The 22,144-nt window shown below is 69.1% G+C and carries 21 protein-coding genes; 13 read left to right on the plus strand and 8 right to left on the minus strand.

The features are described from left to right. Positions 1 to 254 precede the first annotated feature (254 nt). Complete coding sequence (locus U4Y91_RS05435) at positions 255 to 1,148, minus strand: LysR substrate-binding domain-containing protein (RefSeq protein WP_321803909.1); 894 nt, start codon at positions 1,146 to 1,148, stop codon at positions 255 to 257. A 300-nt stretch (positions 1,149 to 1,448) separates the two neighbouring features. Here U4Y91_RS05435 and U4Y91_RS05440 point away from each other — a divergent pair, with 300 nt between their 5' ends. Further along, positions 1,449 to 2,087 (plus strand): hydrolase, encoded by a 639-nt coding sequence (locus U4Y91_RS05440; protein WP_044848412.1) that lies wholly within the window; start codon positions 1,449 to 1,451, stop codon positions 2,085 to 2,087. 97 nt (positions 2,088 to 2,184) lie between these two features. On the opposite strand, the gene U4Y91_RS05445 is transcribed toward U4Y91_RS05440, so the two are convergent. Beyond that, positions 2,185 to 2,412, minus strand: a complete 228-nt coding sequence (locus tag U4Y91_RS05445) for a hypothetical protein (RefSeq protein ID WP_321803911.1) — start codon at positions 2,410 to 2,412, stop codon at positions 2,185 to 2,187. Positions 2,413 to 2,733: 321 nt separating this feature from the next. On the opposite strand from U4Y91_RS05445, the gene U4Y91_RS05450 reads away from it, so the two are divergent. Both U4Y91_RS05450 and U4Y91_RS05455 read left to right on the plus strand, forming a co-directional pair. Continuing rightward, complete coding sequence (locus tag U4Y91_RS05450; protein WP_321803913.1) at positions 2,734 to 3,456, plus strand: haloacid dehalogenase type II; 723 nt, start codon at positions 2,734 to 2,736, stop codon at positions 3,454 to 3,456. A 47-nt stretch (positions 3,457 to 3,503) separates the two neighbouring features. Continuing rightward, on the plus strand, positions 3,504 to 4,412 hold the full coding sequence (locus U4Y91_RS05455; RefSeq protein ID WP_321803915.1) for a hypothetical protein: 909 nt from the start codon (positions 3,504 to 3,506) through the stop codon (positions 4,410 to 4,412). 145 nt (positions 4,413 to 4,557) lie between these two features. Here U4Y91_RS05455 and U4Y91_RS05460 read toward each other — a convergent pair whose 3' ends face one another. Next, positions 4,558 to 5,517, minus strand: coding sequence for a LysR family transcriptional regulator (locus U4Y91_RS05460; protein ID WP_321803917.1), 960 nt, complete (start codon positions 5,515 to 5,517; stop codon positions 4,558 to 4,560). A gap of 156 nt (positions 5,518 to 5,673) precedes the next feature. On the opposite strand from U4Y91_RS05460, the gene U4Y91_RS05465 reads away from it, so the two are divergent. From U4Y91_RS05465 to mmsB, 3 genes are all read left to right on the plus strand, one after another. Continuing rightward, a complete protein-coding gene (locus U4Y91_RS05465; RefSeq protein ID WP_321803919.1) occupies positions 5,674 to 6,993 on the plus strand; it encodes an MFS transporter in 1,320 nt (439 codons plus the stop codon). 131 nt (positions 6,994 to 7,124) lie between these two features. Beyond that, on the plus strand, positions 7,125 to 8,651 hold the full coding sequence (locus tag U4Y91_RS05470; RefSeq protein WP_321803921.1) for a CoA-acylating methylmalonate-semialdehyde dehydrogenase: 1,527 nt from the start codon (positions 7,125 to 7,127) through the stop codon (positions 8,649 to 8,651). Between the two features lie 16 nt (positions 8,652 to 8,667). Continuing rightward, a complete protein-coding gene (gene mmsB, locus U4Y91_RS05475; protein ID WP_321803923.1) occupies positions 8,668 to 9,558 on the plus strand; it encodes a 3-hydroxyisobutyrate dehydrogenase in 891 nt (296 codons plus the stop codon). A gap of 106 nt (positions 9,559 to 9,664) precedes the next feature. On the opposite strand, the gene U4Y91_RS05480 is transcribed toward mmsB, so the two are convergent. Next, entirely contained in the window at positions 9,665 to 9,997 is a 333-nt protein-coding gene (locus U4Y91_RS05480; protein ID WP_321803925.1) for a hypothetical protein, read from the minus strand. A gap of 979 nt (positions 9,998 to 10,976) precedes the next feature. Between U4Y91_RS05480 and U4Y91_RS05485 the strand changes: the two genes are divergently transcribed. After that, the gene (locus U4Y91_RS05485; protein WP_321803927.1) at positions 10,977 to 11,741 is read left to right on the plus strand and encodes a DUF4397 domain-containing protein; all 765 of its coding nucleotides are present in this window, start codon (positions 10,977 to 10,979) and stop codon (positions 11,739 to 11,741) included. Between the two features lie 60 nt (positions 11,742 to 11,801). Here the strand turns inward: U4Y91_RS05485 and U4Y91_RS05490 are convergent, their stop codons facing one another. Both U4Y91_RS05490 and U4Y91_RS05495 read right to left on the minus strand, forming a co-directional pair. Beyond that, positions 11,802 to 12,359, minus strand: a complete 558-nt coding sequence (locus U4Y91_RS05490) for a DUF3005 domain-containing protein (protein WP_321803929.1) — start codon at positions 12,357 to 12,359, stop codon at positions 11,802 to 11,804. A 195-nt stretch (positions 12,360 to 12,554) separates the two neighbouring features. Then, on the minus strand, positions 12,555 to 12,827 hold the full coding sequence (locus U4Y91_RS05495; protein WP_321803931.1) for a hypothetical protein: 273 nt from the start codon (positions 12,825 to 12,827) through the stop codon (positions 12,555 to 12,557). 256 nt (positions 12,828 to 13,083) lie between these two features. Between U4Y91_RS05495 and U4Y91_RS05500 the strand changes: the two genes are divergently transcribed. The 3 genes from U4Y91_RS05500 to U4Y91_RS05510 are packed head-to-tail and all read left to right on the plus strand — an operon-like array spanning position 13,084 to position 16,558. After that, positions 13,084 to 14,616, plus strand: a complete 1,533-nt coding sequence (locus U4Y91_RS05500) for an NCS1 family nucleobase:cation symporter-1 (RefSeq protein ID WP_321803933.1) — start codon at positions 13,084 to 13,086, stop codon at positions 14,614 to 14,616. Between the two features lie 22 nt (positions 14,617 to 14,638). After that, a complete protein-coding gene (locus U4Y91_RS05505; protein ID WP_257774949.1) occupies positions 14,639 to 15,367 on the plus strand; it encodes an aspartate/glutamate racemase family protein in 729 nt (242 codons plus the stop codon). A gap of 24 nt (positions 15,368 to 15,391) precedes the next feature. Beyond that, the gene (locus U4Y91_RS05510) at positions 15,392 to 16,558 is read left to right on the plus strand and encodes a LysR family transcriptional regulator (protein ID WP_321803935.1); all 1,167 of its coding nucleotides are present in this window, start codon (positions 15,392 to 15,394) and stop codon (positions 16,556 to 16,558) included. Positions 16,559 to 16,684: 126 nt separating this feature from the next. Here U4Y91_RS05510 and U4Y91_RS05515 read toward each other — a convergent pair whose 3' ends face one another. Continuing rightward, the gene (locus tag U4Y91_RS05515; protein ID WP_321803936.1) at positions 16,685 to 18,253 is read right to left on the minus strand and encodes an MFS transporter; all 1,569 of its coding nucleotides are present in this window, start codon (positions 18,251 to 18,253) and stop codon (positions 16,685 to 16,687) included. Positions 18,254 to 18,353: 100 nt separating this feature from the next. Between U4Y91_RS05515 and U4Y91_RS05520 the strand changes: the two genes are divergently transcribed. Both U4Y91_RS05520 and U4Y91_RS05525 read left to right on the plus strand, forming a co-directional pair. Beyond that, on the plus strand, positions 18,354 to 19,232 hold the full coding sequence (locus U4Y91_RS05520) for a LysR family transcriptional regulator (RefSeq protein ID WP_321803938.1): 879 nt from the start codon (positions 18,354 to 18,356) through the stop codon (positions 19,230 to 19,232). A 131-nt stretch (positions 19,233 to 19,363) separates the two neighbouring features. Further along, positions 19,364 to 20,353 carry an ABC transporter substrate-binding protein gene (locus tag U4Y91_RS05525; RefSeq protein WP_321803939.1) on the plus strand — a complete coding sequence of 330 codons (990 nt, stop codon included), beginning with the start codon at positions 19,364 to 19,366 and terminating at the stop codon, positions 20,351 to 20,353. 45 nt (positions 20,354 to 20,398) lie between these two features. Here the strand turns inward: U4Y91_RS05525 and U4Y91_RS05530 are convergent, their stop codons facing one another. Then, a complete protein-coding gene (locus U4Y91_RS05530; RefSeq protein WP_321803940.1) occupies positions 20,399 to 20,773 on the minus strand; it encodes a phage protein NinX family protein in 375 nt (124 codons plus the stop codon). Positions 20,774 to 21,062: 289 nt separating this feature from the next. Here U4Y91_RS05530 and U4Y91_RS05535 point away from each other — a divergent pair, with 289 nt between their 5' ends. Beyond that, positions 21,063 to 22,139 (plus strand): glycosyltransferase family 2 protein, encoded by a 1,077-nt coding sequence (locus U4Y91_RS05535; RefSeq protein ID WP_321803942.1) that lies wholly within the window; start codon positions 21,063 to 21,065, stop codon positions 22,137 to 22,139. Positions 22,140 to 22,144: the final 5 nt, after the last annotated feature.

The raw sequence follows: 22,144 nt of genomic DNA on the forward strand, positions 1-22,144 counted from the left end.
ATCCTGCCGTCAGTTCGACCGGGTCTGATGCGCCCGATTCGTAGCGATTCTTCGTGCCGTGTATCGCCCCGAGTCGACTCGCCCCCGGTGCGCCCCCATTGCACGCCGGTCACGGCGCGCCAAAATATATTTAACACCAATCCGCGCCCGCTGGCGTACCCGCGCGCATCGAGGGTTTACGCGTGGCCGCGGCCGGCGGGCATGCCGCCCCGATTCGTCAGACGGTTGCAGCGCACCGCCCCGGCCGGCCGCCGTCAGTCCTTGCGGATGTGTTCGGCGAGGAAGTCGATCAGCAGCCGCACGCGCGGCAGGAGCCCGCGCCGGGACGGGAACACCGCGTGAATCACGCCGCCCTTCGGCGCCCACCCCGGCAGCACGTCGATCAGCGTGCCGTCGCGCAGGTCGTCCTCGATGACCATGCACGGCAACTGCACGATGCCGACGCCATGAATCGCCGCGTCGCGCAACGCGTGCATGTCGTCGGAGATGTAGCGCGGATGATGGCGCAACTGCGCCTGCTCGCCGTTCGGCCCGACCAGCTGCCACACGTGATGCCGCGGCGGCCCCCAGTCGAGGCTCGGCTCGCCGGCCAGCTCGGCCGGGTCGGCCGGCACCGTGCGTCCGGCCAGCCACTGCGGCGCGGCCACCAGCCGCTGCGGGCTGTCGCCGAGAATCCGCATCACGAGGTCGCTGTCCTCCAGCGGCGGGAAACGCACGCGCAGCGCCAGGTCGAAGCCTTCGCTCAGCAGGTCGACCCGGCGGTTCGTCGCTTCGAGATGCACGTGCACCGCCGGATGGATCGCCATGAAGCGCGCGACGAGCTCGCTCACGCGATATTCGAGCAGCGCGGTCGGGCAGCTTACGCGGACGATCCCGCGCGGCTCCGCGTGCCGGCGCTCGATCACCTCGCGCGCCGCGTCGGCCTCGACCAGCACCGCGAGGCAGCGCTCGTAGAATTCGCGGCCGGTTTCCGTGACCGTGAAATGACGCGTCGTCCGCTGCAGCAGCCGCACGTCGTAGTGCGCTTCCAGCGCGGCGATGCGCCGGCTCAGCGTCGACTTCGGGACATCCAGCGCCCGCCCCGCCTGCGTGAAGCCGCCGTGCTCGACCACCTTCACGAAATAGTAGAGGTCGTTCAGGTCATCCATGATTGTTCCACCCATAGAACACTGACGGCATTCTAAGGGACTGGAAACCCGGTTGTTGCGTGAATAGCATCATTCTTCGATGGGGATCGATTGCGCGACCGCGACCGGAGATTTTCCGTAACGGGTGCCTCGCGCGCCGAATCGATTGACTAAGCTTGGAGCATTCGCCCGCCGCGCGCACCGCATCGGACGTGTGCGACAGCACGGGCGCCCCGCCGCGACGACGATCCCGACGCCGCGGCCGCCCACCCTGGACCCTCGGGATTTCTCTCACTTCCTGTCCTGTTTCTGGAGGCAACCATGGCAAGCGAACCGATTCGCGATCCCGCGAACGACCACCTGCTCACCCCGCAGAACGCGGCGTTCATCGTCATCGACTACCAGCCGGTCCAGGTGAACTCGATTGCATCGATGGATCGCCAGCTGCTGATCAACAACATCGTCGGCGCATCGAAGGCCGCGGTCGCGTACGACCTGCCGATCGTCCACTCGACCGTCAACGTGAAGACCGGCCTGAACAAGCCGCCGATCCCGCAATTGCGTGCCGCGCTCGAAGGCTATCCGACCTACGACCGCACCAGCATCAACTCGTGGGAAGACGTCGAGTTCCGCAAGGCCGTCGAGGCCACCGGCCGCAAGAAACTGATCATGACCGCGCTGTGGACGGAAGCGTGCCTGACCTTCCCCGCGCTCGACGCGCTGAAGGCCGGCTACGAAGTCTATGTGGTCGTCGATGCGGTCGGCGGCACATCGGTCGCCGCGCACGAAGCCGCGCTGCGCCGCATCGAGCAGGCCGGCGGCCAGATGATCAGCGTCGCGCAGCTGTTCTGCGAGCTGCAGCGCGACTGGGCGCGCAGCGCGACCGTCCCCGCGTTCATCAACCTGTTCATCGAAACAGGCGGCACCGCGGGCATCCAGTTCTCGTACGACAAGAGCTGATTGCCGCACGCCCGCACGCGCCGCAGCCGCAAGCGCGCGTTGCGCGACATGAACGACCCCGCCCGGGCCGGCCGGCCCGGGCGGGTGCCCGCGATACCTAAACCACGTGGTAGCTTGCCGGCGGATACGCCGTCTCCAGCGCGGCCCTGAGATCCGCGTCGGACGCCGTGGCCGACGTGAAGGCGGCCGTCGTGGTGCTCGCCGTGTAGGCCAGCGTCACGGCCCACGTCGGATGGTCCTCGTTGAGATTGTCGCGCGTGGCCTGCGCGCTGAGCGCGCTCGGGCCGCCGTCCGGATTGAACCCGTAGACTGAAATGGTCGGCATGGCATGTCCTTGTCGGTTGGTTGGGGAACGCCGCCGGCACGCACCGGCGACCTGCCCAGCGTAGGCGCCGCACACGCGGGCCGGAATGTGCCGAAGGTCATGGCCGAAGGCCCGTGACGGGCGGTGCGACACCGGTTTTCCCCGCTCCGCCTCGCCCTCATGCACCCTCATGCACCCTCGATGCCGTACCGCGCGCCGCCATCGCCGCGACGCCGTCAGCCGTCTTTGCGGATACGTGATTCAATGTCATTCGAACCGGCGTCGCGCGTTGCCGCCAAGGCGCGCATCGCGCCCCCCTCGACCGACCTTCACGAAAATCCCATGACGAACCCTGCCGACATCAAGGCGCTCGTTTTCGACGTGTTCGGAACGATCGTCGACTGGAGAAACGGCGTTGCGCGCGAAGCCGCCACGTTCCTGGCGCGCCATGCACCGGATCGCGATCCGTTCGAATTCGCCGATACGTGGCGCCGCGAATATGCGCCGTCGATGGAGGAAATCCGCAGCGGGCGCAGGCGCTACGTGCGGCTCGACGTGCTGCACCGCGAGAACCTGGTGCGCACGCTCGACCGCTACGGGATCGACCGCGTGCCCGACGCGGAGATCGACGCGCTCAACCTCGCGTGGCACCGGCTCGATCCGTGGCCGGATGCCGTCGCGGCGCTGCAGCGGCTGAAGCGGCGCTACGTGATCGCGCCGCTGTCGAACGGCAATATCCGGCTGATGGTCGACGTCGCGAAGCACGGGGGCCTGCCGTGGGACGCGATTCTCGGCGCCGAAGTCGCGCACGCGTACAAGCCGTCGCCGAAGGTCTATACCGAAGCGGTCGAGATTCTCGGTCTCGAGCCGGCCGAGCTGTGCCTGGTTGCCGCGCACAACGGCGATCTGGCCGCCGCGCGGCGACTCGGGCTCGCGACCGCGTTCGTGCTGCGGCCGACCGAACACGGGCCGAACCAGACGACCGACCTGAAAGCCGACGACGCGTGGGACTTCGACGTCAAGGATCTGAACGAACTCGCGGATCGGCTCGGTTGTCCGGGCTGATTGCCGGCTGGTAGACTCCGAAGCCCGACCCCGTTCAGCCCCGGCCTATGTCGTCATCCCTGCGTCTGGTAGCAGGCAAGCTCACCGCGATGCGCTTTCTGGAGCGTCCCGATCGGGATGACGCCGCGCGCCATCAGGTGCCGCCCGTCGATCCCGAAGCCCGGAAGAAATCGCTCGGCTACCGGTTCACGCACTACGTGGTGCCGATTGCCGCGGCGCTCACCGGCAACGGTGCCGCCGCCAATGCGCTGGTGTTTCAGCAAGCCGACGAAGACCTCGCCCTGGCCAGCTTGAACGCCGCGGCCGACAAGGTCGAGCATCCGGCGACATGGTCGTATGCGAATATCCGCGGCAGCAAGACCTTTGCATCGGAAAACGCCTACGTCACCGTCGGGAAAAACGGCAGGATCCTGTTCGCGAAGCTCCCGGTCGAAATCGAAATCGGCGGTGACACGTACCGCGGCTTCCTCGGCGGACAGTGCTTCGACGTCGGCGACGACGTCGTTGCCGTGGTCGATCGCCGAGGCCGCCTGCTTGCGCTGTCGTCTCCGGACCGGCGCCACATGGTCATGGATCACACGTGCGGCGACACCGGGTTGGCCGGGCTGACGCATACGCTCTGGCTTGCGTGGAAATGGATGTTCATCGGCATGACCTGTTTCCTGATCCCGCTCATGCTGCTGGGCATCTGGACCAGCGACAGCGGATTTTCCGATCCGACGCTCGTCGTTCTCACGCTGCTCGGCGGACCGTTCGCATTGGGCGTCATGCTGGCACTGCTCATCGGCGTGCGCCTTGCATGGTCGGACTGGCTGCCCGCGTGGCGCGTGTCGCGCATCCTCACTGCATTGGGCCGACCGGACCTGTGCGCGCGCGATTTCGGCGATGCGCTCGACAACGCCGAACGCACCGGACGATTACGCGACACGGATGTCGGGCGAATCTATTACGCCTAGGCACGCCCAGGCGGCCGGCTGCCTGGCGGCGGCCCCTTCGCCGCGCTCGCGTGACGCCGCCGCGGGTGTGCCGCAACGCGGTGCACCTGGAACCGCGTGAACCCCGACCCGCCCGCTGCGCAAATCACCGCCGCCTCCAGCCCCGCTATTCCGGATCCCCGACGAACCGGAGCCGCTCCGACTCCCCCATCAACAACGCCCGGTTCGCGTCCGCCGCCGCACGCAGGTAATCCCACAGAGCCGTCACGCGCCGCAGCTTGCGCAGATCCTCGCGACACGTCAGCCAGAAGCACCGCGTGACCACCACGTCGTCCGGCAGCACCGGCACCAGCGCCGGCTGCGTGGCCGCCATGAAGCACGGCAGGATCGCGAGCGCGCCGCCCTGCAGCGCCGCGAACACCTGCGCGATCACGCTCGTCGTGCGTAGCCCGGCCGTCGCGCCGGGCACCGCGCGCTCCAGGTACAGCAGCTCGCTGCTGAACGCGAGATCGTCGACGTAGCTGATGAACGCATGCCGCGCGAGATCGTCGGCGCAGGTGATCGGCGGATGACTCGCCAGATAGTCGCGCGTCGCATAGAGCCGCAACTGGTAGTCGCACAGCTTCGTGACCACGTAAGGCCCGCGTTCGGGCCGCTCGAGCGTGATCGCGAGGTCCGCCTCGCGCTTCGGCAGGTTGACGAAATGCGGGACCGGCAGCAGGTCGACCGTCACATGCGGATGCGCGACGCGAAACCGCGCGAGCTGCGGCGCGAGGAAAAAACAGCCGAACCCTTCGGTCGACCCGATCCGCACGTGGCCCGACAGCGCCTCGCCGGTGTTCGCGACCTGGTCGCACGCGGACTGCACGGTCGTCTCCATCGCGTCCGCATACGCGACGAGCCGCTGCCCCTCGGCGGTCAGCGTGAAGCCGCCCGAACGCGACTTGTCGAACAGCAACGTGCCCATTGCGGTCTCGAGTGCGCGAATGCGCCGCGCGACGGTCGTGTAGTCAACCCCGAGCCGCTTCGCCGCCCCGCTCGCGCGCTGCGTGCGGGCGACTTCGAGGAAGAAGCGCAGGTCGTCCCAGTTCAGGTTGCCGGAAACCGGCTCGGTGGCGTGTCGCATCGGCGGGAAAAAAGGCAGGTGTCTCGGGGCCGGCTGTCGATATGCATAAATGCACATCCAACCGGCTTTCTTGTCGGTACATCATGGATCTGCGCATAACTATACTCGACCGTGACCTGCGGACCACGAACCGCGGGCAACCAATATGGAGACACCATGCAGACGCGATCCACCCTCGATGAGCATGCAGCCATCGCGACGCCGGCCCCCGAGCGCACCGCGCGGCACTACCTGCTGGCCGGCTGGGCCAGCATGGCCGGCACCACGATCGAGTGGTACGACTTCTTCCTGTACGGCACAGCCGCCGCGCTCGTGTTCAACCGCATCTTCTTCCCGTCGCTGGACCCCGTCGTCGGCACGCTCGCCGCGTTCGGCACGTTCGCGGTCGGCTTCATCGGCCGGCCGATGGGCGGCATCGTGTTCGGCCACTTCGGCGACCGCATCGGCCGCAAGTCGATGCTGATGATCACGCTGCTGCTGATGGGCGTGCCGAGCATGATCATCGGGCTGATCCCGTCGTACGACCGCATCGGCTACTGGGCCGCCGCGCTGCTGATCGCGATGCGCTTCCTGCAGGGGATGGCGGTCGGCGGCGAATGGGGCGGCGCGGTGCTGATGGCCGTCGAGCACGCGCCGAAGGGCCGCAAGGGGCTGTTCGGCAGCCTGCCGCAGACGGGCGTCGGGCTCGGGCTGATCCTGTCGTCGGTCGCGATGGCCGCGGTGGCCGCGCTGCCGGAAGCCGACATGCTGTCGTGGGGCTGGCGCGTGCCGTTCCTCGCGAGCATCGCGCTGGTCGGCCTCGGCTGGTTCATCCGCGCGAAGGTGCCCGAGTCGCCGGACTTCGAGAAGATGCAGCGCCAGGGCAAGGCCGAGAAGTCGCCGGTGACGGCCGCGCTGCGCCGCCATCCGCGCGAGGTGCTGACGATCGTCGGCGCACGCGCCGCCGAGAACACCTGGTTCTACATGGTCGTCACGTTCGCGCTCGCGTATGCGACGCAGCAGCTGCATCTGCCGAAGGCCGAGATGCTGCACGCGATCACGGCCGGCGCGGCGTTGTCGCTCGTCACGATGCCGCTGTGCGGGCATCTCAGCGACCGCATCGGCCAGCGCCGGATGTTCGCGATCGGCCTCGTGCTGATGTGCCTGTTCGCGGCGCCGTTCTTCCTGATGCTCGGCACGCAGCAGACGTCGACCGCATGGTGGGCGATCGTGCTCGGACTCGGCATCGTGTTCCCGATTCTGTATGCGCCGGAGTCGCTGCTGTTCGCGCAGCAGTTCCCGGCGGAAATCCGCTACAGCGGCATCTCGCTGTCGGTGCAGCTCGCCGGCGTGATCGGCGGCGGCTTCGCGCCGATGATTGCGACGTCGCTGCTCAAGGCCGGCGGCGGCCAGCCGCATTACGTGATCGCGTACCTCGTCGGCTTCGGCGTGTTCGCGCTCGTGTGTACCGCGTTGATGCGACCGGCGCGTGCTTGAGCGTCGCTCGACGCACCGGCCCGCATTTGCCCGATTTCAACTTTCAGTTCGACCTGCCGTCCGCCGTGCATGCACGCGCAGCGGGCGCAGGCCACCCTTTTTCTACGCACCATCGTTTCCCGGAGAGTTCCATGAACGCCGCAGTTCCCCAGACCACCCTCGCCCTGCCCACCGCCAAGCTGCTGATCGACGGCGCGTTCGTCGAATCGCAAAGCGCCGAATGGGGCGACATCGTCAACCCCGCGACGCAGGAAGTGATCGGCCGCGTGCCGTACGCGACGCTCGACGAGGTCGATGCCGCGATCGCGTCCGCGCAACGCGCGTTCCAGACCTGGAAGACGACGCCGATCGGCGCGCGGCTGCGCATCATGCTGAAGTTCCAGGACCTGGTGCGCCGCAATCTCGAACGGATCGCGCATACGCTGACGGCCGAGCAGGGCAAGACGCTGCCCGACGCGCAAGGCGACATCTTCCGCGGCCTCGAAGTGGTCGAGCATGCGTGCTCGATCGGCACGCTGCAGCAAGGCGAATTCGCGGAGAACGTCGCGGGCGGTGTCGACACCTACACGCTGCGCCAGCCGATCGGCGTGTGCGCGGGCATCACGCCGTTCAACTTCCCCGGCATGATCCCGCTGTGGATGTTCCCGATGGCGATCGTGTGCGGCAACACGTTCGTGCTGAAGCCGTCCGAACAGGACCCGCTGTCGACGATGCAGCTCGTCGAACTCGCGATCGAGGCCGGCGTGCCGCAGGGCGTGCTGAACGTCGTGCACGGCGGCAAGACCGTGGTCGACCGTCTCTGCACGCACCCGGACATCAAGGCGATCTCGTTCGTCGGCTCGACGCGCGTCGGCACGCACGTGTACAACCTCGGCAGCCAGCACGGCAAGCGCGTGCAGTCGATGATGGGCGCGAAGAACCACGCGGTCGTGCTGCCCGATGCGCATCGCGAGCAGTCGATCAACGCGCTGGTCGGCGCGGGCTTCGGCGCGGCCGGCCAGCGCTGCATGGCGACGTCGGTCGTCGTGCTGGTCGGCAAGGCGCGCGACTGGCTGCCCGAGCTGGTCGAGAAGGCGAAGGCGCTGAAGGTCAATGCCGGCGCCGAAGCCGGCACGGACGTCGGCCCGGTCGTGTCGAAGGCGGCGAAGGCCCGCATCCTGTCGCTGATCGACGCGGGCGTGAAGGAAGGCGCGACGCTGCTGCTCGACGGCCGCGACGTGAAGGTGCCCGGCTACGAGCAGGGCAACTTCGTCGGCCCGACGATCTTCTCGAACGTGACGACCGACATGTCGATCTATCAGGAAGAAATCTTCGGGCCGGTGGTGGTCGTGCTCGAAGCCGACACGCTCGACGACGCGATCGCGCTGGTCAACCGCAACCCGATGGGCAACGGCGTCGGCCTGTTCACGCAGAGCGGCGCGGCCGCGCGCAAGTTCCAGAGCGAGATCGACATCGGCCAGGTCGGCATCAACATCCCGATCCCGGTGCCGGTCCCCTACTTCAGCTTCACCGGCTCGCGCGGCTCGAAGCTCGGCGATCTCGGCCCGTACGGCAAGCAGGTCGTGCAGTTCTATACGCAGACGAAGACGGTCACCGCGCGCTGGTTCGACGACGACGCGACGGCCGGCGGCGTGAACACGACGATCGCGCTGCGCTGATAAAGGAAGCCTGCACATGGAAATCGCATTCATCGGACTCGGCAACATGGGCGGCCCGATGGCCGCCAACCTGCTCAAGGCCGGCCACGCGCTGACGGTGTTCGACCTCGACGCGCACGCGGTCGACGCGGCGGTGCGCGCGGGCGCGACGGCGGCCGCGTCGCCGCGTGACGCGGCCGCCCGCGCGTCGCTGGTGATCACGATGCTGCCGGCCGCGCAGCACGTGCGCGCGGTCTACCTCGGCGACGACGGCGTGCTGGCCGGCGCGCGTGCCGGCGCGACGTTGGTCGACTGCAGCACGATCGATCCGGGCACCGTGCGCGCGGTGGCCGACGCCGCCGCGCAGCGCGACTTCCCGCTCGCCGACGCGCCGGTGTCGGGCGGCACCGGCGGCGCACAGGCCGGCACGCTGACCTTCATGGTCGGCGCGCAAGGCGCGCTGTTCGAGCGCATCCGCCCGGTGCTGCTCGACATGGGGAAGAACGTCGTGCACTGCGGCGGCACGGGCACCGGGCAGATCGCGAAGATCTGCAACAACCTGCTGCTCGGGATCTCGATGATGGGCGTGGCCGAAGCGATGGCGCTCGGCGCCGCGCTCGGCATCGATCCGGCCGTGCTGGCCGGCATCATCAACACGTCCACCGGCCGCTGCTGGAGCTCGGACACCTACAACCCGTACCCGGGCGTGAACGACGCAGCACCCGCCGCACGCGGCTACTCGGGCGGTTTCGCCGCGAACCTGATGCTGAAGGATCTCGGGCTCGCGACCGAAGCCGCGCGCAGCGCACGGCAGCCGGTGTGGATGGGCGCGCTCGCGCAGCAGCTCTATCAGTCGATGAGCCAGCAGGGGCTCGGCACGCTCGACTTCTCCGCGTGCGTGAAGCTGTACGAGGCGCAGCCGGCGTAACGCGGCCGGCGGACGTGCGACGGCCCGCGCTGCCCGTCAACGGCATCGCGGGTCGGTTCACATCCGGAGCAGAGCGGAGGTTACGGCCGCGCGGGCAGCGCGGCGCTTAACCGCGCGGGTTCGACGCGGTCTCGAAGGTCGGATGGCACTCGAACGCGAGTTCCGAGCGCGCATCGACGCGGCGGCCGCCGGTCACCGACTCCTGCTTCAGGCTCGCGCGCATGCCGCGCTGCGTGCAGTAGTTGGTCGCTTCGTCGACAGCTTTTGCATGGGCGTCGGCCCACGTCGTCGCCACGCCGAGCGTGCGCGTCGTCACGGTGAAGACGTTCGGATTCGACGTCGTGGTCACGTCGGAAGCGGTCGAACATGCGGCGAGCAAGCATGCAACGGCCGCGATGGTCAACCCTCGCAGGGATCGAAAAGATAGAGGAATGGACATGGGGGGCAAGCGCGCGTCGATTCGACGGCATTGAGCAACATAGACGACAGTATGCCTGCCCGATCGCCGGAGATCATGCCCTTTTCAGTGAACACATTGTTTCGAATGGTTAAACGATGACCAGTGGTCGGCAAGAATTACAGGCCGTGCGCGCGCCTTGTTGACTGATGCGTCGCTTTTTTCCGGCTACCAGACGGCGTCGGGCCGTCGCGGCGGTACATCGGTGCGGTCGGCGCACCGGCTCGTGCGCGCTGGCGGCCGGTTCCTGCCAGCGCCCCGCCCGGCTCGCCACGTCGGCTGCCTCCGGTCGCATGGCGCGTAGATGTCCGGAGAAGCATCGACCTTTTCAGCCGCGGTCTGCGCGGGCCGGTACACGAAAAGGAAATGGCGTATCAGGGGCGATCCAGCGTCGCCGCTTGCATGGAGGTCGGTGTGCACACGAAGTCCGGTGTGCATACGAACTCGCGTATCCGCCCGACGCTCGAGAACCGTTGTTGAACCAGTAACGCATGCCGCACGCAGAGCGATGCAGCACGGAACCGCACCGTCACGCGGCGCTGAGCATATCGATGTGTGCGCAACCATCTATCGGCGTGTCTCGAAACGCGTCGTCCTCGTGCTCCGCTAACGCACGTTGGCACGGCGCACCGTGATTTCCGCTTGAAACGCGTTTGAAACGCCGTATCCGCACCCATCGCCGCCTCTTTCACCGCGCGGCCCTTTTACAAGCATTACACCCGCCTCGCGCAATCGCGTGCGACACGCGACACGCATGACCCACTGCGCGCCAGATGTGCCGACGCCCACGCCGCCACACGGGCGCCGCCGCGCACCACGCCCCGCAGGCACATCACTTGCGTCATCGAGCCGCCGCTTCGGCGGACGGCAACCCTTCCTTCAACCCGGCGCTGCGCACCGCGCGAGTCCTCGCACGGCGATCCCGCATCGCAAGCAGGTTCCCCCTGAACGAGAGGACGACATGAAATCCATACGAACGATAGTGGCCCTGTGCTCGGTCATTTCCGTGCTCACGGCATGCGGCGGAGACAGCAACGACGTCGGCACCGTGCTCGGCATCTCGAAGCCGCAGGCGCGCTTCATCAACGCGGTGCCGGCCGGCCCGAACCTCGACTACTACCTGAATGCGAAGCTGGATGCGCCGGGTGTCGCGTACAAGGGCGTGACCCGTTATCACGACATCGATTCGGGCACGCAGACCGCCAGCTACGACGTATCGGGAACGACCACGACCGTCGCGTCACAGTCGTTCGGCGCGGCGAACGGTCACCACTACACGACCATCGCGTTGCCGAGCACCTCATCGGCGATTTCGCTGATCGACGATCCGTTCGACAAGAAGCTGCTGTCCGACAAGGCGCGCGTGCGCAGCTTCAACGCGTCGCCGAACACGCAGAACGTCGACGTGTACGTCGTGCCTCCGGGCACCGACATCAACACGCAAAGCCCGACGCTGGCGGGCGCCGCGTATCAGAACGCCGTGCCGGCATCCACACAGGATTCCATCTACCTGAACGGCGGAACCTACCAGGTGATCGTCACGACGGCCGGCAGCAAGGCGCCGATCCTGAAGACCGCGCCGGTCGCGATCAACAACAACGCCGACTGGCTGCTGGTGACGATTCCGGCGGGCGGCATCGGCGACGTGACGCCGAACGACATTCACGTGCTCGTCGCGCAGGGCAACGATGCGGACACGTCCGCGCAGGAACTCGGCCCGCAATAACGGATAACAGCTTCGGCGGACCGCTGGCCGGCGGTCCGCCCGGCAACCCTCGATACGTCGTCAGCCGGTCCGCTCGAGACGGATCACGTGCTCGACCCGCGTGCCGTCGCCGTGCTCGACATCGACATCGCCGATATGCCGGACGCGCCAGCCCGGCCGCGTCCCAATCTGCGGCACGTTGCCGCCCGGCCGGCTCTCGATGCCGCCGAGCCCTTCGTCGGGCGTCTCGACCGCGTCGTCGAGCGACGCATTCGAATAGATCACGTTGTCGTGCCACTCGGTCGCGCCGCTGCGCGCCTCCATGCCCTTGCCGTCGACGTCGACCGTGTCGTCGGTCATCGCCATGTTCGCGTTGTCGAGCGTCACGATCCTGCCGCTGGCGCGACGCACCGGGTCGCCGCTGTCGACCGCATACGCGCCGACGTCGATCGGCGGCAGGCCGGTCGGCGTCTTCGCCGCGATGGCCTCGGGCGTCAGCGGCCGCTTCGCGGCCTCGGCGACCTCGGCGGCCTGGGTCGCAGCATCGGGCATGTCGCCGGCCGCCGGCGTCTTCACCGGGCTCTTCGCGATCTGTTCGCGCTGCTGTTTCGGGGTTGGGTTCGATTCCGCGTTGTGCATCGCACCTCCTGTTCCGGACGGCGTGCGCCGGCGGGATGCAGCCGGCGCCGGTCCGGGAATCGCTACAACGGTCGTTGCAAATCTTTCACGCGCGCGGCGTCGCCCACGCGTGCCCTGCGACACGCGTGCCGCGCCGACAGCCGTCCCGGCGGCGCACGGGCGACGCGCGCCCGCACATGCCGCCCGCGCCGACGGTCAGCCGCCGCTTGCGCCCGCGGGCGCGGAAGCGGCGCCCGGCATGCTCGCCGGGCCGCCGGTCATGCCGCTGCCGGCCGCGCCGCTGCCCGGCGTGCCCGACGGCGCAGTGGACGGCGCCGGCGCCATGCTGCTGGTGGCGCCCGTTGAACTCCCGCTGGTACCGGTGTCGCTCTCGCTCTTCTTCTGGCAACCCGCACCCACCGCCAGGCCGGCAATCAGGATGCCGGCGAAGACGACCCGCGATACGTGACGAATGGAATATCGCTGCATGACACCTCCGCTGATGTCGACTGGATGGAGACCTGTGGCGAGCAATGCGCGTGCCGTCCATCTCCTCCATCGCCCCCGCGGGCGACCCAGCCCCATTCATTTTTCAAATGCCCCCCAGCCGAATATTTAATTTCCCATCGCCGCGACGGCCACCCATACTCGCGAACAAATCCGAGACATAACGTCCACGGCGGCCGGGCCCGCGCTGCGTGCACACGCTGCCGGTTCGCGCCCCGCACATGGAAGGAGACAACGCGTGCAACTGGAAGCCACCCACCGCGCGGGCATCGTGCTCGGCGCGCACGACGCATCGAATCGAACCGGCACCGCCACGCGCGACCCCGCGCTGAGCCCCCGGCTGCACAACCCCGACCTCGCGCCGACCAAGGCGGAGGGTCGCACCTGGGGCCGCTACAGCATCTTCGCGCTGTGGACCAACGACGTGCACAACATCGCGAACTACTCGTTCGCGATCGGCCTGTTCGCGCTCGGCCTGTCGGGCTGGCAAATGCTCGCGTCGCTCGCGATCGGCGCGGTGCTGGTGTACGGCTTCATGAACCTCACCGGCTACATGGGCCAGAAGACCGGCGTGCCGTTCCCGGTGATCAGCCGGATGAGCTTCGGCATCTACGGCGCGCTGTTGCCCGCGATGATCCGCGCGGTGATCGCGATCGCATGGTTCGGGATCCAGACCTATCTCGCGTCCGTCGTGCTGCGCGTGCTGCTCACCGCGATCTGGCCGGGCCTCGCCGCGTTCGACCAGAACGCGATCTTCGGGCTTTCGACGCTCGGCTGGGTCACGTTCGTCGCGATCTGGCTGGTGCAGATCGGCATCCTCACCTACGGGATGGAGATGGTCCGCAAGTACGAAGGGCTCGCCGGCCCGATCATCCTCGTCACGACGCTGTCGCTCGCCGCGTGGATGTTCAGCCGCACCGGCGGCCATCTCGCGATGTCGATCGGCAAGCCGATGACCGGCCTGAAGATGTGGACCGAAGTGTTCGCGGGCGGCGCGCTGTGGCTCGCGATCTACGGCACGCTGGTGCTCAACTTCTGCGATTTCGCGCGCGCGTCGCCGAGTGCGAAGACGGTACGGGTCGGCAACTTCTGGGGCCTGCCGGTGAACATCCTGGTGTTCGCGACGATCAGCTTCGTGCTCGCGGGCGCGCAGTTCAAGCTGAACGGCCAGATCATCCACAGCCCGACGGAAATCATCGCGACGGTGCCGAACAAGCTGTTCCTCGTGCTCGGCTGCCTCGCGTTCCTGATCGTGACGGTCGCGGTGAACATCATGGCGAACTTCGTCGCGCCGGCCTTCGTGCTGACGAGCCTCGCGCCCCACCGCCTGACGTTCCGCCGCGCGGGCCTCATCAGCGCGACGGTCGCGGTGCTGATCCTGCCGTGGAACCTGTACAACAGCCCGATCGTGATCGTCTACTTCCTGTCCGGCCTCGGCGCGCTGCTCGGCCCGCTGTACGGGATCATCACGGTCGATTACTGGCTCGTGCGCAAGCAGCGCGTGAACGTGCCGGACCTTTATACCGAAGCGCCGAGCGGCGCGTATTTCTACACGGGCGGCGTGAACCGCAAGGCGCTCGCGGCGCTCGTGCCGTCCGCGCTGATCTCGATCACGCTCGCCGTCGTGCCGGCCTTCAGCGCGATGACGCCGTTCTCCTGGCTGCTCGGCGCGGCCATCGCGGGCAGCGTGTACTGGCTGACGGCCGATCGCAAACGGCAATACGACGAGCGCTCGGGCGAGCCCATCGCGGTCGCCTGCGCCCGACACTGAACGCAGCATACGGAGTGCACCGATGAGAATCCTGGTAGTCAACGTCAACACGACCGCGTCGATCACCGATGCCATCGCCGCGCAGGCGCGGGCCGCCGCGTCGCCGGGCACGGAGATCGTCGGGCTGACGCCGCGCTTCGGCGCGGAATCGGTCGAAGGCAACTTCGAGAGCTACCTCGCGGCGATCGCCGTGATGGACCGCGTGTTGAGCTACGACGAGCCGTACGACGCGGTGATCCAGGCCGGCTACGGCGAACACGGCCGCGAAGGGCTGCAGGAACTGCTGACGGTGCCGGTCGTCGACATCACGGAAGCTGCCGCGAGCGTCGCGATGCTGCTCGGCCACCGCTACTCGGTCGTCACGACGCTGGACCGCACGGTGCCGCTGATCGAGGATCGCCTGAAGCTCGCCGGGCTCGACGCGCGTTGCGCGTCGGTGCGCGCGAGCGGTCTCGCGGTGCTCGAGCTCGAGGAGAATCCGGCCCGCGCGATCGAGTCGATCGTCGACCAGGCCGCGCGCGCGGTGAAGGACGATCACGCGGAAGTGATCTGCCTCGGCTGCGGCGGGATGGCCGGCCTCGACCGGCAGATCGAGGAATGCACGGGCGTGCCCGTCGTCGACGGCGTGTCGGCTGCGGTCGCGCTCGCGGAATCGCTGGTGCGCCTGAAGCTGAAGACGTCGAAGGTCCGCACGTATGCGCCGCCGCGCCCGAAGCGGATCGTCGGCTGGCCCGGCACCTTCGTCAAATGACGGGCCGCGGGAACGCGTAGCGACATGCGGGACGCACCGGCGCCGAACGGCCTGCCCCTCGATGCGTCCGACGCAACGGGTGCGCTCGACGGTCTGGACGCGCGCCTGATGCGCATCCTGCTCGTGCTGCTCACCGAGCGCACCGTGTCGCGCGCGGCCGTGCGGCTGAACATGTCGCAGCCGGCGACGAGCGCCGCGCTCAAGCGCCTGCGCACGCTGCTCGGCGATCCGCTGCTGGTGCGCAGCCGCTACGGCATGGTGCCGACCGAGTTCGGCGCGCGGCTGATCGAGCCGCTGCGCAACGCGCTGCGCGTGATCGACTTCATCCGCATCCAGCAGCCGAGCTTCGACGCGCGCACGTCGGTGCGCACCTACCGGATCGGTTGCCCCGACTACCTGAACGTGCTGTTCGTGCCGAAGCTCGTCGCGTTGTTCCGCGAACGCGCGCCGAACGCACAACTCGTGTTCCATCCGCTCGGCGACGGCTACGACGACGAACGCGCGCTCGCCGACGGCGAGCTCGACGTCGTGATCGACAACCGCCCTGCCCGCCTGTCGCGGTTCCGGCAGGACGACCTGTTCGACGATCGCGTCGTGTGCCTGATGCGCGCCACGCATCCGCTCGCACGGCGCGGCGCGATGACGGCCGCCGAATTCGCGCGAGCCGCGCAGCTGTGCCCGACACCGTCGTGGCTCGAAGCGTCCGGCGCGATCGACCGGCAGCTCGAACGCGTCGGCCTGCAGCGGCGGATCGTCGTCACGCTGCCGCACTTCGAACTCGCCGCGCATGCGCTCGTGCGCTCCGACCTGATCCTCACCACCACGTACCGGCTCGCGCGCCACTACGCGAAGCTGCTGCCGCTCGGCGCGGTGGCGCTGCCGGCCGAGCCGCCCGAGATCGTGTACCGGATGACGTGGAACGAGTCGGGCGCCTGCGTCGACGGTGTGCGCTGGCTGCGCGGGCTGATCGCCGAGGCGACGCGCGGCTGGCTCGAGGCAGAGGCCGCACAGCCGGCCGTCGCGGCGGTTGCCGCGAATGCGGATGCGCAAGCGAATGTGCCGATCGCCGACACCCCGCCGGAACCGCCCCGACGCACGCGCCGCCGGCAGGTGACGCATTGCGGTGCATCGCAACGGCCGCGTGTCGCGCGCGCGGCGCGCGTCCATCGCCTCGCGACGAAGTCGCGCTGAACGAAGTCGCGCTGAATCGATCGCCGACGACATCCTGAACACGCTGCGTGAAACCGGAACGCGCAAGCCTGGCGGTTCCGTATCGTCGCGTGCAATGAGCGGGGCATGGACCGCCCGCCGCACGCATCACGCGTCGCGTATCGGTTGCGCAAGCAACTTGTATGCGACGACGGCGACAGCGAGCGCGAGCACGCCGCTGACCGTCAGCGCCGCGGCGAATCCGCTCGCGAAGGCCGCGGGTGCCGCATCGGCAAGCGTGCGCGCGGCCGACGGCGGCACGTGCGCGAGCGCCTGCGCGAGATCGCCGGCCAGCAGGCTCGACATGAACGGCGCGTCGACGAACGTGCGCATGCCCGGTGCGGCGGACAGCAGCCGGTCGAGGTGCGCGTGCGTGCTGGCGGCCAGCACCGCGCCGAGCACGCCGACGGCCGTCACGATCGCCGAGAAGCGCGTGGTCGTGCTGATGCCCGATGCCATCCCGGTGCGGCTCGGCGGCACGCACGCCATGATCGCCTTCTGCGTGTCGCCGTTCATGATGCCCGCGCCGCAGCCCGTCACGAACATGCCGAGCGCGACGAGCCGGTAGTCGCCGCCGGCCGTCAGCGCCGCAGTCGCGAGATTGCCCGCGCCGATCAGGGCGAGCCCGCCCGCCAGCACGCCACCGGACGATACGCGCGCGGCGAGCATGCCGCCGAGCGACGGCCCGGCGATCATCGCGAACGCGAACGGCAGCATCCCGAGCCCCGCGTCGATCGCGGACATCCCGAACGCGTTCTGCAGGTACAGCGGCAGGAACGTCATCATCACCTGCGCGCACGCCGCATAGCCGAACATCGCGAGCACGGCGCCGACGAAGCGCGGCTGGCGGAACAGCACCAGATCGATCATGGGCCGCGCCTGCCAGCGCTCCGCGCCGATGAACGCGGCCAGCAGCGCGGCGGCCAGCGCGAACCGGCCGAGCGTCGCGGCCGACAGCCAGCCATGCGACGGCGCGCCGATCAGCGCCGCGATCGCACCGGCGAGCGCCGCGCCGAACAGCAGGCTGCCGGCGGCGTCCACCCGTTTCGCGTGCGGATCGCGCGACTCGTCGATTGCAACGCGCGCGCCGGCCGCGAGCAGCGCGCACACAGGCAGGTTCAGCAGGAACACCCAACGCCAGCCGATCCACTGCGTGATCGCGCCGCCGACCAGCGGCGCGACGGCCGTCGCGATCCCCATGCACATCCCCCAGATCGCCCACGCACGCGCCCGTTCGCGTCCGTCCGGAAAGCGGTTCGCGATCACCGCGAGCGCGGCCGTCAGCAACAGCGCGGCCCCGCCGCCCTTCACCGCGCGCGCGGCGATCAGCCAGCCGGCCGACGGCGCGATCCCGCACCCGAGCGACGCGAGCGAAAAGAGCGCGAGCCCCGCGCCGAGCATGCGTTTGCGCCCGAAGCGGTCCGCCAGCCCGCCGGCCGGCAGCAGGCATGCGGCGAACGCAGTCATGTAGGCGCTCACGACCCATTCGATCTCGGCGAAACTCGCATGGAAGCTGCGCGCGATGCTCGGCAGCGACACGGCGACGACGTTCGTGTCGAGCACGATCAGCGAGCACGTCGCCGACGCGACCGCGAGCGTCGCGGCGGCCGGCAGGCGGGTGCCCGTGCGCGCGGCGGCAGGCGCGCCTGCGCGCGGGGCGGGAGAGGACTGGGACATCGACGGCTCCGGAACGAGAGGAACGAGCCGTATGCTAGGCTTGCCCGGTATTACCCGTCATTGACATACCGATGCAGTTTCATTAACGAAAATTGCAATCATGAATCCGCTCGAATTCCGTCACGTGCGCGCGTTCCTGAGCGTCGCGCAGCACCTGCATTTCGCGCGCGCGGCCGACGCGCTCGACATGGCGCCGCCCGCGCTCACGCGGCAGATCCAGGAAGCCGAGCGGCTGCTCGGCGTGCGGCTGTTCCAGCGCTCGCGCCGGGAGGTTTCGCTGACGGCGGCAGGCGTTGCGTTTCTCGCCGAGGCGAGCGCGGCGGTCGAGCATCTGCAGCGCGGCCGCGAACTCGCGACGCTCGCCGAGCGCGGCGAACTCGGCCGGATCGAGATCGGCTACGTGTCGTCGGCCGTCTATTCGGGCACGCTGCAGCGCACGGTCGGCGCGTTCCGCGCCGCGCATCCGCGCATCGAGCTGAACCTGCGCGAGGTACCGATGGACGACGTCGCGAAACAGCTCGACGCGGGCCGGCTCGACCTCGCGTACGTGCGGCCGCCGTTGCCGCTGCCGGGCGGGCTGCGGATCGTCACGCTGCAGCGCGACGTTTTCGTCGCGGCGGTGCCGGCCGATTCGCGCTACGCGGCGATGACCGCCGTGCGAGCCGCCGATCTCGCCGACGCGCGCTTCGCCGTGCCGGAACAGGAGCGCGGCACGCTCGAAGTCGCACGCCGCGGCCGCTTCGCGCCGGTGATCGCCGCGCGGCCGGGCGGGTTGCTCGCGGTGCTCGCGTGCGTATCGGTGAACGGCTGGGTCGCCGTGATCCCGGACGCGCTCGCCGACTGCGTGTCGTTGCCGGGCGTCGTCTACCGGCCGATCGCCGGCAAGCCGATCATGTCCGAACTCGCGCTCGCGCACCGGCGCTTCGAGAAGGCGCCCGCGGTACGCGCGTTCCTGCGCGCCGTCCCTGCCGCGGGCTAGCGCCTGTCCCGCCGATAACGGACGCGCGAATAAGCATTTCGCGATTCGATGTTTGCCGGCGCGAAACCGATTCCGTAATCTGCCCGGCAGCCGCGCGGCCTCTCGCGCGGATCACCGAGGACCTGCCGCCGATGACTTCGCCCCCCGCCCCGGCCCGCCGCCGCGCACTGCTGCGCGTGGCCGCCCTGGCCGCCGCACCGCTTGCCGGCGCCGCCGCGCTGCCTGTCCGCGCGGCCGGCCCCGACCTGTCCAACGTGACGCTGGTGCTCGGCGACCAGGCCGGCGGCCTGCGCGCGCTGGCCGAAGCCGCGCGCGTGCTCGACGGCGTGCCGTACCGGTTTCGCTGGGCGAATTTCCAGGGCGCCGCGCCGCTGTTCGAAGCACAGCGCGCGGGTGCGATCGACCTCGCGCCGGCCGGCGACCTGCCGGTGTTGACGGCCGCGCTCGGCGATCCGGCGCTGCGGATCGTGGCCACGCGCGTCGGCTCGCCGACGTCACTCGGCATCGTCGTGCAGCCGGATTCGCCGGTGCGCACCGTCGCCGACCTGAAGGGGCGCACCGTCGTCGTGTCGTCGGCGCGCGGCAGCATCTCGCAATACCAGCTCTACGGCGCGCTGCGCGAACACGGCCTCGCGCCCGGCGACATCGACGTGCGCTTCGTGCTGCCGGTCGACGCGTTCGCCGCGTTCGAGGCCAGGCAGATCGGTATCTGGGCGACCTTCGATCCGTATTACGGCAACGTGGTCCGGCGCGGTGCGCGCATCGTGCGCGACGGCAGCGGAATCAATTCCGGGCTCGCGTTCCTCACGTCGCCGGTCGACACGCTCGACGATCGCGCGAAGCGCGCGGCGCTGTCGGACGTGCTCGCGCGACTCACCCGAGCCGGCCAGTGGGCGCTCGCGCATCCGGCCGATTACGCGACCGTCTATGCGTCGCTCACGCGCCTGCCGCGCGAGGCGGCCGCCGACATCGCGCGCCGGGCAGCGCTCGCGCAGCGCGGCGTCACCGGCGCGGACATCGACGTGCTGCAGCGCGTCGCCGATCGCGCGGCCGCGGACGCGATCCTGCCGAAGCGCGTCGACGTCGCCTCGATCGCGGTGCGCAACCTGTCGGCCGCGTAACCGGCTTCGCGTCGTCCGCTGCGCGTCGTCGCCTTGCGCGGGCGCTCAGCGCGGCTTCGCCATGTCGAGATCCGGCACGTCGTCGCCGAACGTCGACGCAACCAGCGTGCGCATCGCGGCGACCAGCAGCGTCGGCCCCGACTGGTTGAACGTGCAACGCTCGCCGGCCGCCGGCACTGCCCGATGCAGCATCGCGCGCCACGCACCGTGCCCGCCGTCGCGCTCGAACGCGCCGAACGGCAAACGCTCGACGAGCGGGCCACCGTCCGCCCACGACGACGACGGCGCGTACGGCACCGGCGCGCTGCCCGGTTCGCGCAGGACCGTGCATCCCGCGGCGTCGACGCGCGGCGCGCCGAGTGCTTCCGCCATCGCCACCCAGAAATCGAGCGGCGCACCGACCAGATCCTGAACCTGCATCGCGCCCTCCCGCGGTCGTGAAAACGCCATCCTAGCGCTGCCGCGCGCGATGCGCCGGCCACGCCGCGGCCGGTGCGTTGCCCGGCAAGCGCGCCCGCCGTGCAAAACCGCCGATACGTGTTACGAATCGGCGATTCCTGCGTACAATGAACGCAACACGTATCGTCCGGGCGGCGGTGGGCACGCATCCCGGAACCGCATTCACGCCGAACCGGGCCGGGCCCGTTCGGCGGACGACAACCGGAACCATACGGTGCAGCGCAGGCCGGATCTCTCGGGAGACCGCAGCATGTCCACGCACGCCAGGAAACCGCTGATATCGCTCGTCGTGCCGTTTCATGACGAAGAGGAAACGATCGACGCGTTCTTTGCCGAAACGCTGCCCGTTCTCGAGTCGGTCGCCGGGGTCCGCTTCGAGATCGTCTGCATCAACGACGGCAGCCGCGATCGCACGCTCGACCGGCTGCTCGCGATCGCCGCCCGCGACGCCCGCGTACACGTCGTGGATCTCACGCGCCGCTTCGGCAAGGAAGCGGCGCTTACCGCGGGCCTCGACGAGGCCGCCGGCGCCGCGGTGATCCTGATCGACGCCGACCTGCAGGACCCTCCCGCACTGATTCCCGCGATGATCGAACACTGGCGCGCCGGTGCCGAGGTCGTCGCCGCGAAACGCACCGACCGGATGTGCGACCCATATCTGCAGCGCGCGGCGGCGGCGCTCTACTATCGCGTACACAATGCGCTGTCCGAGGTGGACATGCCGGAAAACGTCGGCGATTTCCGCCTGATGGATCGCGAGGTCGTCGAAGCGCTGCGCGCGTTGCCGGAGCGGCGGCGGTTCATGAAGGGGCTGTTCGCGTGGGTTGGCTTTCGCACCACGATCGTCGAATACACGCGTGCGCCGCGCAGCGGCGGCCGCTCGAAGTTCTCCGGATGGCGACGCTGGAACTTCGCGCTCGAGGGCATCACGAGCTTCAGCACCGTGCCGCTGCGCGTGTGGACCTATGTCGGTCTCACGTTCGCGATGCTGTCGCTCGCGTATGGCGCCTTCATCGTGGTGCGCACGCTGCTGTACGGCAATCAGGTGCACGGCTACCCGTCGCTGATTTCCGTCGTGCTGTTCGTCGGCGGCATCCAGTTGATCGGCATCGGCGTGATCGGCGAATACCTCGGGCGGATCTATCACGAGTCCAAGCAGCGCCCCGTCTATCTCGTGAGGCGGCGCTACCGTGCCGAGCGCGATGCCGCCGCACAGCCGGCATCGAAGCTGCTGCAGTTTCCGCTGAAGCGCGCGCCCGCGGCCCGCCGTCGGGCGGCGATGCCGGCGGTCGCCGGCGTCGCCGCCCGCAAAGCATCGTTCAAGTAGAACCG

The sequence above is a fragment of the Burkholderia sp. BCC1993 genome (genome assembly GCF_905339865.1).
GTDB lineage: Bacteria > Pseudomonadota > Gammaproteobacteria > Burkholderiales > Burkholderiaceae > Burkholderia.